The sequence below is a fragment of the Pedobacter sp. GR22-6 genome (assembly GCF_037402555.1).
Taxonomy (GTDB): Bacteria; Bacteroidota; Bacteroidia; order Sphingobacteriales; family Sphingobacteriaceae; genus Pedobacter.
This window is the reverse complement of sequence record NZ_JBBEUC010000002.1, coordinates 708,768-723,913: the sequence shown is the minus strand read 5'-3', so window position 1 is coordinate 723,913 and position 15,146 is coordinate 708,768. Positions and strand designations below refer to the sequence as shown.

Below are 15,146 nucleotides of genomic sequence, written 5' to 3'. Positions count from 1 at the left end.
AGCCTTTGAAATCGGCTAATGTACTATGATGACAGTTTATTGACCATGAGTCCCAGGCCCCTAACGGAGGTATTCGGGTTTGATAAACTCAGGCATTTCCTTTCTCAATTTCAACACCTTAGGTTTGGAAACGTTCATAATGTAACTGTCCCAGGTATTTTTTGGATAGTAATCCTGATGTTCCGTTTCTGCCGGATAGATTACTTTGAAAGGAATGATTTCAGTAGCAATTGACTTTGTAAAATCATTCTTAACAAGCAGCTGTTCTACCAGCTGATGGAGAATCCTGCGCTCTTTTTCATTACGATAGAAGGCAATAGAGCGGTAGTCCGAACCGATATCAGGACCTTGTCTGTTGAACTGCGTAGGGTCATGCGAAGCAAAGAATGCCCTGCTCAATTGCTCATAGCTAATTTGTTTTGGGTCATAGTAAACCTGCACAGCTTCTGCATGTCCGGTATTTTTAGCAAGTACTTCTTCGTAAGTTGGATTGGCTTTGCTTCCGCCAGCATAACCGCTGATCACATTATGGACTCCCTTAAGCTCTATCATACATTCTTGCATGGCCCAAAAACAGCCACCGGCATATGTGGCTACTGCTTCATCCGGCTTCGCTGCCCTAATCACCGCAAAACCATTCCGGCTTTCCAATTTTTGACCGCCATTACAGGAGGCGAGGATAATACTCAGGAAAAACAAAGCAGTCCATCTCATAGCTTTGAATATACAAAAAAAGCTGCCCAAATCCATGGGCAGCTTCCTATATAAAATTAGAATGTATTCAAAAATTATGGCCAAACGCCAAGGTTCATGTAAGAAATTGCGATCTTATCAATTGAACCTACAAATGCTGCCGTTCTCAAGGTCTCTACACCTGGTTTAGTCACCAGATTTTCCCTGATCTCATGATAAGAGTGGATCATGGTATCTTCCAGACCTGAATTGACCAGTTCCATCTCCGAGGCACCTTTAACAATCATCAGACGGTGCTCTGGTGGAATTTGTTTACCGGTCAGGCTTTCCAGTGTATTGATCAGGTTGGCATTAGAGTTTTCTGCATAGCGGTTTTCCATACGGCCAAAGGCTACGTGTGACAGATTTTTCAACCATTCGAAATAGGAAACAGTAACCCCACCCGCATTGCAATACATATCGGGAATGATGATACCACCCATTTCTGTAAAGATCGCTTCAGCTTCCGGAGTACAAGGGCCATTTGCGCCTTCGGCAATGATCTTTGCTTTGATATTTCTGATGTTATCTGCTGTAATCTGATTCTCCAGTGCGGCAGGAACCAGGATATCACAAGGCTGCTCCAAACCTTCCATAGAATTTTTGAAGTCTGTTGCGCCAGGGAAACCTAAAATAGATCCCGTGTTTTTGCGGTGAGCAAACACCTCGTCAATATTGAATCCATTGGCATTGTAAATGGCACCTTCAAATTCGCAGAGCCCTACGATTGTTGCACCAAATTCTGCAAGAAACTTAGCGGAGTGATATCCTACGTTACCTAAACCCTGGACGATTACTCTTTTATCGCCTAAACCAGCTTTAAAGCCCAGCTTAGCCATATCTTCAGCTACGTTTACACATTCTCTTGTAGCATAAGCTACACCGCGGCCTGTTGCTTCCTTACGGCCACGAATACCATGTAATGCGATCGGTTTTCCGGTAACGCAACCCAAAGCATCCAGCTGACCAGGATTCATGGTCATATAAGTATCTGCAATCCAGCTCATCTCTCGTTCACCTGATCCGTAATCCGGAGCAGGAACGTCAATTCCAGGACCAATAAAATTCTTTTTAATCAATTCAGTGGTATAGCGACGGGTGATTGTCTCCAATTCCGCCACAGAATAATTTTTAGGATTAATACATATCCCACCTTTTGCGCCTCCAAAAGGTACATTTACAATTGCACATTTATAAGTCATCAGTGCAGCCAAAGCCATCACTTCATCCTCATTTACCATATCGCTGTAACGGATACCACCTTTAGTTGGGCTCATGTGGTGAGAGTGCTCTACACGCCATGCATCGATCACTTCAAAACCGTTTCCTCTGCGGATAGGAAATTGAAAACGGTACACACTGTTACAAGCTTTAATCTGATTTAGTAAACCTTCCGGATGGGAGGTAAATTTTGCGGCACTGTCAAAATTACTGCATACATCTGCAAAAAATTTTGTCTCATTTGCTGTATTAGCCATTATTCGTTTTTTATGAATTTGAAATAATTCGTTAGTGCTGCAAAATTGCATTAAAAAAAACGATTAATACAAATTCAAAATCACTTAGTGTATGGCGCACACCACAGGCACAAAAGCTCAAAAACGGGCTTTAAAGCGTTTAAAATTAGTTTTTATCCGAAGATTTTTTTTCTAACTTTTTTAATCTTTTTTCTATAGAGAATAGAAAGAAAAGCAGTCCCAGCAAAATCAGCACAATACAGGCAACAACAACGTAGATTTTACCCGATGTGTACAGGCTATCTGAAATTGCGTTGCCATCCTGCCGGGCAAACAATTTTACAGCGATCATCATCATCAAAAGGGTAACCGAAATCTTCTTCATGTTATTGGGTATTGTTATTTTCTAATTTACGGACTCTGAAACGAATGGTATAAATCCAGCAGCCGATCAGGATCCAGCCCAGACATGCAGGATAGAAGACCATGCGCATCCGGCTGTCGAGATCATAAGCGTTGAAGCCGGGATTCCCCCCGTTTCCGGGATGTAGCGAATCTGCAAGACGTGGCAAAACGAACAGCAGTACCACCATGATCGGAAAGGCAAATATGTTGTAAATGGCAGATATTTTAGCACGCTTCTGTTCTTCGTCGATGGCATTGCGCAAAACGATATAGGCAAAATAGAGCAATAAGGCTATTGCTGCAAAATTCTGCTTTACGTCAAAACTCCAGGCCTGTCCCCAGGTAAATCTGGCCCAGATGGCTCCGGTAACAATCCCCAGGATCCCATACACCACACCGACATTGACGCTCTCTACAGCTTTGACATCGTCGTCGGGATCATTGCTGCTCAAATATTTAATGCTGTAGTAAACAGAGATGCTGAACAAAACAATCATTCCAAACCACATAGGCACGTGAAAGTACAGATTCCTGATGCTTTCATGCAGGATCGGTAAGGCAGGGACCGTTGACAAGAAGCCCCACACAGTTGAGTAAATCACCAATACCGCCGCCAATATTTTCCACCAGTTCTTATACATTCAAATTATTTTAAACCTCAAAGATAATAAAGTTCAACCAACTGTTCCCATTCTTCGTCCAAAGATACAGTGGGTCTTTTTTGCCCCGCTCTGCCATACCAGTAATCTGCATTCCAGATATCTCCTTCCTTGCGGTGCAGGTAGGCATGTACATGGGCAGATTGACGGTCGCCCAGCTGGTCGATCAAGGCATGGGCCTGATACCAGTTTCCCGCTCCATCATGCCATAGCGCCTGAACGGGTAACGATAAGCCGGGAGGCATCATTTCTTTGACAATAGTGTCTTTAAAAATAGTAATCACTGACATAGCTAATCTCTCCACAAATATGGGAACAACAATACACTTACGGCTGCCACCAGCAAATTAATCACCAGCAGCAGACCTATTTCATCCAGACTTACACTTCGGTCCAGGCCATCAATCGCATTCTTAGTTAATTTGATCAATACGATCAATACCGGAATGATCACCGGAAAACTCAAAATAGCCATCAGCATCCCTCCATTACCTGCTTTAGAAGCAATCGCAGAGATCATGGTAAAAATGGTTGAAAAACTCAGACTGCCCAATACCGTAGCCAAAAGGTAAAGCGGAAGGTCCTGGGGTATGTAATCAAACACCAGGCTATAAAAACCCAGAGCAATCAGGCTGAGGACTGTCATCAAAAGTACATTGTAGATGGTCTTGGAAATGATGAGGGCCAGCGGGCTTGCAATCGTGTAGATGTAGATTTGTCTCCCTTTACTCTCATGAAGGAAACTTTTAGAAACTGCATTTAGGGAGGCAAATAGCATAATGATCCAGAATAAGGCATTCCAGGTCACAGGCTGAGAAATTCCTACAAAAGAAAGAAAGCAGACAAAAATAGTAGAAACCACGTAGAGCAATACGCCATTCAAAGCATATTTTGAACGCCATTCTAACACTAACTCTTTTTTTACCAGGTATTTTACCTGCCTGATCAATTGCATACGTCAACAAATATAATTTAAATCGGATATTTTATAGAAAAGCCGGTATTTATAACTCAAAATATCTCTAATATTGTAAATGGTTCAGACCGCAGCACCATCCGTAAATCTATGAACGAATACCTGGATATTGTTTTAAGAAGCCTCGCCGTATATGCATTTATGCTCATCGCAATCCGGATCACAGGTAAAAAAGAGCTCTCCCAACTCAATACCACCGATGTGGTACTCATTCTCCTGATCAGCAATGCAGTTCAAAACGCTATGGTTGGTAATAATACCAGTCTTTCCGGTGGAATTGTCGCGGCAGCTGTGCTGTTCATCTTAAATTACCTGCTCAAGAAACTCATGTTTAAAAATAAGCTGCTGCGGGACCTGATCTCGCAGCAGCCTGAAATTTTAATCCGAAACGGAAAATTAAACTTTGAAATGCTCAGTAAGCTAGACATTACCAATGAAGAGCTGGAAGAAGCAATGCGCGAACATGGTGTAGAACACTACAAAGAGGTGAAGCTAGCTATCCTGGAAGTAGATGGGAACATCAGCATCATCACTGGTGATCAACACCTGAAGCAATCTCAATACAAGCGCAAAAAGAAGCACAAGTCTCTTGGAGATTTGAATTAAACCGGGTTGACAATTACTACCTTAGGTTTCCTTACGCTGACCAGAATCAGTATACCTGCTCCGATCACAAACCAGCCCCATTTATAGGTGACCATTCCTGCAGCAAAACTGACCAGCTTTTTGAAATGTAAAAAGCTGAAAGAATCATGTGCTTTAAAATAAATGCCCGCTAGTGTAATCAACATCAGCACAAGGCCGCCCCAGCCTGCAGTTTTGATCAGCGCAGCTTTTCCGGCAAAAGCGCCGATAAAGCCGATCAGCACCAGTACATAAAAGGCAATGGCCAGTCTTTGATCGATATCGAAATAATTCCAACTACCAATGATCGGGATGTGCATCAATGGACACATACCTCCTGCCGCTAATAATGCGGAACCAATAATTCCCTGAGCCCTCATCCTGCTATCCTTGTGTATTGATCCCCATTTTATCCGCAAAATGCGCACAGTAATCGCGCAGGTCTTCCACGATAAGTGTTTCCCCTGTAGCTTTCAAAAAGCTATCGCCCATTGTCTGCAAGGTCTCGTAAAAAAAGCGCTTCATTTCATCGACAGGCATATCCTTGGTCCACAAATCAATACGCATCGAATTTTTATAATTATGGTCCCAGAGGGCGAGCATCATTGATTTCACCGGAACTTTTTCCTGAGATTCCGCATCTGTTGATTCCCAAAGGATATTTTCAGGTACATTTTTATCGTCGAGCTCGACTGTAATTTTGATTTCTGCTTGTTTCATTGATTTTATAAACTAACTTTTATGATAATGATTAAAATGATGACAAATGAGATCAAGACCAATTGCACTGCCCAAAGTCGGCCGAGGCTGGGGATGATCTTTCTGAAAATGAGATCTGAAATGAAGGCCACCAAAGCGGCCAGTAAGCTAAAGCTAACCAAAATACCTTTCACCGGAAGACCGGACTGAATCGCAATCGCCTGTTTATCCATCAGGATCCAGACACCAAAAACCAGGCATAAGGCAGATACGATATTTAATGGCGTCAGTTTGATTTTCAAGGTCTTACTTTTTAAACTTCTTTTTCTTCCAGGCAGGTTGCTTGTTGGTTTTGTTTCTTGCTGCCGCAGCAATCGCAGCTGCATGCTTTTTCTCATGGAATGCTCCCTTAAAATCCGGATCTTCCTTACGTTTCTGGTCATCTATCGCACGTGCAATAGCCTGACGTTCTTCATAAGGGGTTTCATCCACGAAAACTTCCGCCGGCAAAGGTAACACAGGAATTTCTTGTCTGATTAGTTTTTGTATTTTCTCAATGTAATATTTTTCAGCAGGTGTGCAGAAAGTAATTGCATCTCCGGTAGCATAAGCCCTTCCGGTGCGACCGATGCGGTGCACATAATCTTCTATGATGATCGGAACATCAAAATTGATGACATGGCTTACATCAGTTACGTCGATTCCTCTGGCTGCCACATCCGTAGCCACCAAGACCCGGATGTTTCCTTCTTTAAAGCTATTGATGGAATTGATCCGGGTATTCTGACCTTTGTTGGCATGGATGACCCTGACTGCGTCGGCACCGAAGCGCCGCTCTATGAAGCTAAAAATGTTATCTGCAACTGTTTTTGTCTTGCAAAAGATGATCAGGCGTTTAAATGCCTCATCGTCCTTCATCAGGTGTTGTAAGAGATTGATCTTTGTCTTGAAATTCGGCAGCTCATACAGGCGCTGCGTAACAGTTTGTGCCGGAGTGGCCTGCTCACCTACCTCGATAATGGTAGGATGTTTCAGGAAGTCACCTGCGATCTTTTGTACCAGGTTACTCATCGTAGCAGAGAACAACAGGTTCTGACGCCTGCGTGGGACGATCTCCAATATTCTGTGGATAGAGCCGATAAAGCCCATATCCATCATTTTGTCCGCTTCATCCAGCACCAAAAACTTCAGATACTGTGTATTGATGTGTCCTGCCAGGTAAATATCTAAAAATCTTCCGGGGGTAGCCACAATAATATCTACCCCAGCCTTGATCTGTTCAATTTGGGTTTTAGGTCCCAATCCGCCATAGACCACCACTGTACGCAGGTCTGTATACTTAGAAAACAGCTTTACATGTTCTGTGATCTGCATGGCCAGTTCCCTTGTGGGTGCCAGGATCAGCGCACGTGCAGCATCGCCCTGTGCATATTTCAATTGCATCAAAATGGGCAATACATAGGCAGCAGTTTTACCTGTTCCGGTTTCGGCAATGCCGAATAGATCCTGTCCCGATAATACGGGACCTATTGCTTTTTCCTGTATCGGAGTGGCTTCTGTAAAGCCTGCATCTTCCACAGCATTTAAGATCTGTCGGTTAAGGTTAAACTCTTCGAATTTTTTTGGCATGCGGCAAAAATAGACAAAATTTAGTTAAAACATTTTTTATAGCTTTGATCCTATGAACAGCATTCTGATAAAAGCCGCTTCAATTGTCAATGAAGGCCGAATCATCGTAGCCGATGTACTCATTAAAGAAGGATTTATTTCAAAGATCGCAGCTACGATCGATGAACCTGCAGACCAGGAGATCAACGCAGAGGGACTGCATCTTTTTCCTGGTATGATCGACGACCAGGTACATTTCAGGGAACCGGGACTAACACACAAAGCAGATATTTTCTCGGAAAGCATGGCCGCCGTGGCAGGTGGCATTACTTCCTATATGGAGATGCCCAATACAGTTCCCAACACCCTGACGCAACAATTGCTGGCAGACAAATATGAAATTGCCTCGGGTGTATCCCTGGCCAACTACTCCTTCTTCATGGGGGCATCCAACGACAATATCGAAGAGGTGCTCAAAACCGACCCGCTCAACGTTTGCGGCATAAAGGTTTTCATGGGCTCTTCTACAGGAAATATGTTGGTCGACAATGAAAAAGTACTGGAAAATATCTTCCGTGAAGCCCCGATGCTCGTTGCTACGCATTGTGAAGATGAGCAGACCATCCGCAGGAACCTTGCCGCATACCAGGAAAAGTATGGCGAGCAAATCACCATAGATATGCATCCCCTGATCCGCAGTGCGGAGGCATGCTACAAATCTTCGTCTATGGCTGTCGGGCTGGCAAAAAAATACAATACCCGTCTGCACATCCTGCACATTTCTACAGCGCGTGAGGTTGCATTGTTCGACAATAATATACCGCTTACAGAAAAAAGGATTACTGCAGAAGCCTGCATACATCACCTTTGGTTTGATGACCAGGATTATGCGACGAAAGGCAACTGGATCAAATGGAACCCTGCCGTAAAAACAGCTGCAGATAAGGCTGGCATTTTAAGCGGTGTGCTTGACGGACATATTGATGTGATCGCGACAGATCATGCCCCACATACCATCGAAGAAAAAGAACAGCCATACCTGCAGGCACCATCAGGTGGCCCCCTTGTACAGCATGCGCTTTCAGCCTTGCTGGAAATGTATCACCAGCAAAAGATCAGCCTGGAGACGATCGCTGAAAAAACCGCTCATAATGTGGCCACTTGTTTCAATATCGATAGAAGGGGCTTCATCCGCGAAGGCTATTGGGCCGACCTTGTATTGGTCAACCTTAATGATCCGGTTAAAGTAACCCGCGCCAATGTATTGTATAAATGTGGTTGGTCGCCATTCGAAGGACAGACCTTCCAATCAGAAATCACACATACTTTTGTATCCGGAAATCTCGCTTATCAAAAAGGGAAATTCACCACAAATGAAACTGGAAAGCGGCTAGCTTTCAACAGATAATGAACAGGATTTACCAGGTACAACTGGGCCGCTTTACGGTATTGACCGTTCTTTCTGTCATTACTTTTCTGGCGGGTTTCAGTAGCAGGCTTGTCCTCCATGTGTATTCAGAAGGCACTTATTCGGTCAGCTCTGTAATTCAGCGCTTTATTAGCGGGATTGTCCCTTTCCCCCTGGGAGATTTTCTTTACCTCATCCTGATCTTGTACATTATCAGGAGCATTTATCTCTTCGGTAAGAAGATCAGCCTTAAAAGATTGAAGAATGGTGAGGGCATCAAAATTTCTTTACAGGTACTGAACTTTATTTTGCTGCTCTACCTGCTTTTTAAAGTACTCTGGGGACTCAACTATTCCAGACCCAGCGTTACCAAACAACTGGCCATAGGCAATGAAAAATATACGACAGCGCAACTGGTAGACCTCGGCCGATATTTTATCGCACAGCTCAATGCTTTGCAGCATGTTGAAAAAATCAGGTTCAGTGTCGCGGAACTGCAAAATGAAGCTAAAGCAGGTTTTCAATCTATGGAACAGGTCAATCCATTTTTCAGTTATCCCGCTCCGGTGGTAAAACCGGTTTTGAACAGCTGGATCATTACAAAGATCGGCATAGAAGGTTACTACAATCCCCTTTCCGGGGAAGCCAATGTAAATATGCGGCTGCCAACTGTAGCACTTCCATTTGTCACCTGCCATGAAATTGCGCATCAGCTCGGCATTGCACGGGAAGATGAAGCCAATCTGATCGGCTACCTGGTGGCCAGTCATAGTAAGCAACCTTACTTCCGTTATTCTGCTGCATATGCGATGTTGAAAAGCATATTGTTTGAAATCCGGATCAAATCACCGGGCGACTATGAGAAACTTCAGCAAACCATCAACAGCACTACACTAAGGGACTTCAAAAATGACCGGGAATTCTGGCGAAGATACAACAACCAAATGTTTGGTTATCTGGATGTAGCTTTTGACCGGTTTCTGAAACTGAACAACCAGGCCAAAGGCACGGATAGTTACCAGGACATTGTACTGTGGTTATACAATTACCACAAAGATGACTTAACGAATAAATAAAAGGTCAGAAAACATTCCTAAATTTGCCGGACTATGGCAAAAATATCCATTAACCTGGCAACAGGTTCATTACAACAAGAAGAAATCATCGTAGGAATTGACCTGGGCACCACCAACAGTCTGGTGGCATTCATCAATCCTGATAAGAATGCAGTGGTCATCAATGACACCGGAAAAGGTTTACTGGTGCCTTCGGTCGTGCATTTTAACGCGCAGGGCGATGCGCTTGTTGGCAATGAAGCCAAAGAATACCTGATCACAGACCCCGCAAACACCATTTTTTCTGTAAAAAGATTACTTGGCCGTTCTTATAAAGATGTTGCTTCACATCAGGATACTTTTTCTTATAAGATCATTGATGATGAAAATGATTCGCTGGTCAAAATCAAGGCTGGAGAACGGTTTTATACCCCGATCGAATTGTCTGCAGAAATCCTGAAAGAACTGAAGGCAAGGGCCGAACATGCCCTAAAAACACCTGTGAACCGTGCAGTAATCACCGTACCCGCCTATTTTAATGACAGTCAGCGCCAGGCAACCAGAGATGCAGGTAAGTTAGCAGGATTAGATGTTCTGCGTATTGTCAATGAGCCTACCGCCGCTAGCCTTGCCTACGGACTGGGACTGGATCCTGCACAACAAAAAACCATTGCCGTATATGACCTGGGTGGAGGCACCTTTGATGTTTCTGTGTTGTCTATACAAAATGGCATATTTGAGGTGTTGTCTACCAATGGCGATACTTTTCTGGGCGGGGATGACTTTGACCGGGCCATTGTCCACTACTGGATAGAAAAAAATCAGTTGGATGCCGTTGAGCTGGCTAAAGACAGCAGTTTGATGCAGTCGCTCCGACTTCAGGCAGAAGCGGCTAAAAAAGCACTCAGCACACAAAATTTATACAATGAAAAATTAGGAGAAATTTGGTGCAGCATCGATAAACAAACTTTTCAGGAACTTATCGCTGCAAAAGTAGCTGAAACCATAGCGGCTTGTAAAAGGGCGCTATCGGATGCCAAGCTCAGCATTACTGACATCGACGAAGTAGTATTGGTAGGCGGGTCTACGCGTACGCCTTATGTCAAACAACAGGTTGCTGATTTCTTTGGCAGACAGCCCCATGACCAGATCAACCCGGATGAAGTCGTTGCCCTTGGTGCTGCAATACAGGCTGATATATTGGCAGGTAACCGCTCTGATATCCTGCTACTGGATGTAACCCCGCTTTCTCTGGGGATTGAAACTATGGGTGGACTTATGGACGTGATTATCCCGAGGAATGCCAAAGTACCTACGAAAGCAGGCAGGCAGTATACAACTTCACTGGATGGACAGGTCAACATGAAGATATCTGTCTTCCAGGGCGAGCGCGACCTGGTACAGGAAAACAGGAAACTCGCAGAATTTGAGCTGAAAGGTATACCAGCTATGCCGGCAGGGTTGCCAAAGGTCGACATCAACTTTATCCTGAATGCCGACGGAATCTTAACCGTACAGGCTATTGAATTGAGATCAGGAGTAAAGCAGGAAATCGACATCACCCCGAGTTATGGCCTGAGTGATGAAACGGTAGAAAAAATGTTGATTGACAGCATTACCCACGCCCAAAGCGATGTTGCACAGCGCATGCTGATCGAAGCCAGAAGCGAAGGTGAACAGCTTGTATATACCGCCGAGCGCTTCATTGAAAAGCATGGAAGCTTCCTCAGTGCAGAAGAAATTACGCAGACCCGGCTGCACATCCAGTCGCTGAAGGACGCACTGCTCAAGGCGGAAAAGGATGAAATCCTGAAAAAAGCCGATGAGTTGAATGAATTTACCAGACCCTTTGCAGAAAGGGTGATGGATGTGGCTGTATCGGCTGCTATGAAAGGCAAAAGTATCGATCATTAACCACTCAATAGGTTTTAAGCACTAATTTAGCGGATGAAACAAATGGTTTTATCCGCTTTTTTATTTACAGGATTGCTGACTTTGACATCCTGGGGCTTTTACGCGCATCAGCGCATCAACAGGATGGCAGTATTTACACTCCCAACGGGGATCAATCGCTTTTATAAGGCCAATATTGATTACCTGTCGACACATGCAGTAGATCCCGATAAGCGCAGATATGCCGATACTGCGGAAGCTCCAAGGCATTACCTGGATGTGGAACGTTATGAAACGCACATAGACAGTATACCCCGGAAATGGGAAATGGCAGTGCAAAAATATGGCATCCAAAAGCTAAACAGCGACGGCATTTTGCCCTGGCAAATTCAACGCAGTTATTATAAGTTGGTAAATGCCTTCAAGAATAGAGACTCCGGTATGATCCTGATTTACTCCGCTTACCTTGGTCATTACATTGCAGATGCACATGTCCCCTTGCATACCACTCAAAACCACAATGGGCAACTGACCAATCAGGTGGGCATCCATGCATTTTGGGAAAGTCGTGTTCCGGAACTTTTTGCCAGCGAATACCAGTTCTTTGTAGGCAAAGCCCGCTACATAGAACACCCTCTGGAGGAGAGTTGGAAAATCATCAGCCATACACACAGCCTGGTTGATTCTGTATTGGATGGAGAACGGAAACTAAATACACAATTTCCGGCATACCGAAAGTACAGCTTTTCTAAACGCAACAATATGGTGGTAAGACAATACAGCAGGGAATACGCCGCCGCTTATCAAAGCCAGTTGAATCACATGATGGCCCGTCAAATGCGGGCCTCCATATTAGCTATAGGTTCATTCTGGTACTCGGCATGGATTGACGCTGGTCAACCTGAGTTGGAAAACATGATCAAGAGAATTCCGGAACCAGAAGATTTACTACTGGAGAAAAAATATCAAAAAGGAAATATTATCGGCAGGGAATATTAAACTTCTTCAGAAACAGAAGACGTTTTCGCAACAGCCTTTTTCTTGTTCAGCTTGGACTTGATGGCCGCAAATATCGCCGGGAAGAAAGTGACAACTGCAATTACCACGATAACCAGATCGAAATTCTTTTTTACCACCGGAATCTGTCCCAATAAGAAACCAGCAAGCAAAAGACTGGAAATCCATGCAATACCACCAATCACATTGAACATAGTGAATCTGGCAAAAGGCATTTTAGCGATGCCGGCTACGAAAGGGGCTATGGTTCTGAAAATCGGCAAAAAGCGACTGAAAATGATGGCCTTACCACCATGCTTCTCGAAGAATTCATGTGACTGATTGTAATATTCGAGTTTTAAAATCTTGTTCGTTTCCTTGAAAACCTTCACTCCAAAATAGCTCCCGAGTTGATAGTTCAATGAATTGCCCAATATTGCGGCTACAATGAGCAGCACCAGCATGAGCCAGATGCTCAGACCGGTATTACCACCGGCAATCAAAGCACCCATAGCAAACAATAAAGAATCGCCGGGTAAGAATGGTGTAACTACAAAACCTGTTTCGGCAAAAATAATGAGAAATAGAATGGCGTAAGTCCAGGTGCTATAATCTCTGATGATTTCTTCGAGGTGCTTATCAATGTGCAGCAGGAAGTCTACTAAAAACGAAAAAAATTCCAAGTTCTATAAATTAAGCCCAAAAGTAAAAATATCATGTCAATAAACACGATACTTTTACTTTTAAAATGTCATAATTAATTTTGAGTGATTGTATAGTAGGTCAGCTCCGTTGCGCTAGGGCCGCTCAACCAAATGGTGTAGTTCTTGCCTGCCAGCAAACCAGCATCTACAACTGGTACTGTAGTCACTCCCGTTGCGGTCAGCGTAAATTTAGTCCCCGGTTCTACGGTATAATAAGGAGTTGAACTGGCAAAACCAACTCCTGCAGTTAATGTTTCTCCTGCTTCATTTTTTATCGCTACTGAAGCATTCAAAAAGGAATTGAAATGCAGGAACCTGACCTTAGCTTTTCCTGCAACCACTGCATTGTCTTCCATCAGACCTACGGCTGCCGGCTGTTGAAGTTGGGTCTTGAGGTAAAAAATAGAATAACTGGCACCGATCTGTATCGTACCACCAGTACCTTCGTTTATGGTAGTGGAGCCTTCATCGGTAAAAACAAAACTATTGTCGCCCGAAGTAATTGTAATCGAATTGGAAGAAGCACCATAGATTAGTCCACCATTGTTCTTTTTTTGTGAATTTACATAGCAATCCTGTGCGCTTGAGCCCAGTGCTGCATTGGTAAACCTTACTTTTGCCTCACCTACAGGTACAGGTGCCGGCTTTTTTACGCAGGAGCTCAGCATTAGCATCAAGCCCAGGCATGACAAAATCGTTCTTTTCATAGCTCAATTCTTTGGGTAATAATATTTTAACTGTTATAAAACAACAATGGCTCGGTCAAAAACCAAGCCATTCCGTATGTGTAAGCTGAATTAATTGTAATTGTTTAACATTACCGGCATCACCAACATCAGCACATCTTCGCTTTCGCTATTGGTCTGAGGGATCAGTAGCCCGGCCCGGTTAGGTGTAGAGAGTTCCAATGTAACTTCTTCGCCACTCAGGTTACTGAGCATTTCGATCAGAAAGCGGGCATTGAAGCCAATTTCCAGATCCTCACCTTCATATTGACAACTCAATCGCTCATGTGCTTCGTTTGCAAAATCCAGATCTTCTGAAGAGATGTTCAACTCACTACCGCTAATCTTTAAGCGCACTTGATGGGTCGTTTTGTTAGCAAAGATCACAACCCTACGCAAAGTATTTAGAAACAAAGCCCTGTCGATCACCAGTTTATTAGGGTTATTCGCAGGAATTACCGCTTCATAATCAGGATAACGTTCATCGATCAGACGACAAACCAAATTGATGTTTTCAAATTTAAAGAAAGCACTGGTGGCATTATAATCTACAGAGACATTTACATCTGAAGAAGGCAATGCGGCTTTTAGCAAGGTTAATGCTTTTTTAGGCAGGATGAAAGATGAAGTTTTATCTGCTTTACTATCCATTCTTCTATACCTCACCAATTTGTGTGCATCGGTAGCTACAAATGTGATGAATTGCTCAGAAAGCTGGCAAAATACGCCTGTCATTGCCGGACGCAGTTCGTCATTACTGACTGCAAATATGGTCTTGGTAATGGCCTCTGTCAATACCGAAGCAGGTAAGTTCACGGATGAAGCATTTTCAACTACCGGAATTTTAGGAAAGTCATCCCCATTCTCCCCGCTCAACTTATATTTTCCATCACCTGCACTGATTTCAATAGAAAAAGTATTGTCATCAATATTGAAAGAAATGGGCTGATCTGGAAGCGTTTTTAAAGTATCTAATAAAATCCTCGCCGGCACAGCTACTTTTCCGCCTTCTTTGGATTCAACTGGCAAAGAAGTAGTCATACTGGTCTGCAAATCCGTAGCAGATATTGTCAAACTTCCGTCTTTGATTTCAAAAAGGAAATTTTCCAGTATAGGCAAAACAGTACTGCTGCTTGATGCACCATTTACCGTTTGCAAATGTTTTAATAACGTTGATGTGGATACAATAAATCTCATAGTATGAT

General features: G+C 43.5%; 18 protein-coding genes. 5 read left to right on the top strand and 13 right to left on the bottom strand.

The genetic code is table 11. The annotated features are described in order from the left end of the window. Window positions 1-60 precede the first annotated feature (60 nt). The 6 genes from msrA to WAE59_RS10595 all read right to left on the bottom strand — a co-directional run bounded on the left by msrA (window position 61) and on the right by WAE59_RS10595 (window position 4,208). Window positions 61-714: a peptide-methionine (S)-S-oxide reductase MsrA gene (msrA, locus tag WAE59_RS10620; RefSeq protein ID WP_337855936.1), complete on the bottom strand. Its 654-nt coding sequence runs from the start codon at window positions 712-714 to the stop codon at window positions 61-63. 74 nt (window positions 715-788) lie between these two features. After that, window positions 789-2,210, bottom strand: coding sequence for a Glu/Leu/Phe/Val family dehydrogenase (locus WAE59_RS10615; RefSeq protein ID WP_337855935.1), 1,422 nt, complete (start codon window positions 2,208-2,210; stop codon window positions 789-791). Window positions 2,211-2,355: 145 nt separating this feature from the next. Beyond that, the gene (locus tag WAE59_RS10610; protein WP_337855934.1) at window positions 2,356-2,574 is read right to left on the bottom strand and encodes a CcmD family protein; all 219 of its coding nucleotides are present in this window, start codon (window positions 2,572-2,574) and stop codon (window positions 2,356-2,358) included. 1 nt (window position 2,575) lies between these two features. Continuing rightward, on the bottom strand, window positions 2,576-3,235 hold the full coding sequence (locus tag WAE59_RS10605; RefSeq protein ID WP_337855933.1) for a cytochrome c biogenesis protein: 660 nt from the start codon (window positions 3,233-3,235) through the stop codon (window positions 2,576-2,578). A gap of 17 nt (window positions 3,236-3,252) precedes the next feature. Continuing rightward, complete coding sequence (locus WAE59_RS10600) at window positions 3,253-3,543, bottom strand: hypothetical protein (RefSeq protein WP_337855932.1); 291 nt, start codon at window positions 3,541-3,543, stop codon at window positions 3,253-3,255. Between the two features lie 2 nt (window positions 3,544-3,545). After that, on the bottom strand, window positions 3,546-4,208 hold the full coding sequence (locus WAE59_RS10595) for a heme exporter protein CcmB (RefSeq protein WP_337855931.1): 663 nt from the start codon (window positions 4,206-4,208) through the stop codon (window positions 3,546-3,548). Between the two features lie 111 nt (window positions 4,209-4,319). On the opposite strand from WAE59_RS10595, the gene WAE59_RS10590 reads away from it, so the two are divergent. Continuing rightward, complete coding sequence (locus WAE59_RS10590; protein WP_337855930.1) at window positions 4,320-4,835, top strand: DUF421 domain-containing protein; 516 nt, start codon at window positions 4,320-4,322, stop codon at window positions 4,833-4,835. Here the strand turns inward: WAE59_RS10590 and WAE59_RS10585 are convergent. From WAE59_RS10585 to WAE59_RS10570, 4 genes are read right to left on the bottom strand one after another with little or no spacing between them, the layout of a single operon-like run. Continuing rightward, window positions 4,832-5,233, bottom strand: coding sequence for a hypothetical protein (locus WAE59_RS10585; protein ID WP_337855929.1), 402 nt, complete (start codon window positions 5,231-5,233; stop codon window positions 4,832-4,834). The two genes, WAE59_RS10590 and WAE59_RS10585, sit on opposite strands and share 4 nt — an antisense overlap. A 4-nt stretch (window positions 5,234-5,237) precedes the next feature. Continuing rightward, window positions 5,238-5,573 (bottom strand): gliding motility protein GldC, encoded by a 336-nt coding sequence (gene gldC, locus WAE59_RS10580; protein WP_337855928.1) that lies wholly within the window; start codon window positions 5,571-5,573, stop codon window positions 5,238-5,240. Between the two features lie 5 nt (window positions 5,574-5,578). Beyond that, window positions 5,579-5,854 carry a hypothetical protein gene (locus WAE59_RS10575; RefSeq protein ID WP_337855927.1) on the bottom strand — a complete coding sequence of 92 codons (276 nt, stop codon included), beginning with the start codon at window positions 5,852-5,854 and terminating at the stop codon, window positions 5,579-5,581. Between the two features lie 4 nt (window positions 5,855-5,858). Then, window positions 5,859-7,181, bottom strand: coding sequence for a DEAD/DEAH box helicase (locus WAE59_RS10570; RefSeq protein WP_337855926.1), 1,323 nt, complete (start codon window positions 7,179-7,181; stop codon window positions 5,859-5,861). A gap of 52 nt (window positions 7,182-7,233) precedes the next feature. On the opposite strand from WAE59_RS10570, the gene WAE59_RS10565 reads away from it, so the two are divergent. The 4 genes from WAE59_RS10565 to WAE59_RS10550 are packed head-to-tail and all read left to right on the top strand — an operon-like array spanning window position 7,234 to window position 12,515. Next, entirely contained in the window at window positions 7,234-8,568 is a 1,335-nt protein-coding gene (locus WAE59_RS10565) for a dihydroorotase (RefSeq protein ID WP_337855925.1), read from the top strand. Further along, window positions 8,568-9,644, top strand: coding sequence for a DUF3810 domain-containing protein (locus tag WAE59_RS10560; RefSeq protein ID WP_337855924.1), 1,077 nt, complete (start codon window positions 8,568-8,570; stop codon window positions 9,642-9,644). Before WAE59_RS10565 ends, WAE59_RS10560 begins: the two co-directional genes overlap by 1 nt. A gap of 33 nt (window positions 9,645-9,677) precedes the next feature. Further along, window positions 9,678-11,537 carry a molecular chaperone DnaK gene (gene dnaK, locus WAE59_RS10555; protein ID WP_337855923.1) on the top strand — a complete coding sequence of 620 codons (1,860 nt, stop codon included), beginning with the start codon at window positions 9,678-9,680 and terminating at the stop codon, window positions 11,535-11,537. 33 nt (window positions 11,538-11,570) lie between these two features. Beyond that, the gene (locus tag WAE59_RS10550) at window positions 11,571-12,515 is read left to right on the top strand and encodes a zinc dependent phospholipase C family protein (RefSeq protein WP_337855922.1); all 945 of its coding nucleotides are present in this window, start codon (window positions 11,571-11,573) and stop codon (window positions 12,513-12,515) included. On the opposite strand, the gene WAE59_RS10545 is transcribed toward WAE59_RS10550, so the two are convergent. The 3 genes from WAE59_RS10545 to dnaN all read right to left on the bottom strand — a co-directional run bounded on the left by WAE59_RS10545 (window position 12,512) and on the right by dnaN (window position 15,138). Beyond that, entirely contained in the window at window positions 12,512-13,195 is a 684-nt protein-coding gene (locus tag WAE59_RS10545) for a DedA family protein (RefSeq protein ID WP_337855921.1), read from the bottom strand. The two genes, WAE59_RS10550 and WAE59_RS10545, sit on opposite strands and share 4 nt — an antisense overlap. A gap of 74 nt (window positions 13,196-13,269) precedes the next feature. After that, the gene (locus WAE59_RS10540) at window positions 13,270-13,923 is read right to left on the bottom strand and encodes a DUF4397 domain-containing protein (RefSeq protein ID WP_337855920.1); all 654 of its coding nucleotides are present in this window, start codon (window positions 13,921-13,923) and stop codon (window positions 13,270-13,272) included. 90 nt (window positions 13,924-14,013) lie between these two features. Further along, on the bottom strand, window positions 14,014-15,138 hold the full coding sequence (gene dnaN, locus WAE59_RS10535) for a DNA polymerase III subunit beta (RefSeq protein WP_337855919.1): 1,125 nt from the start codon (window positions 15,136-15,138) through the stop codon (window positions 14,014-14,016). Window positions 15,139-15,146 lie beyond the last annotated feature (8 nt).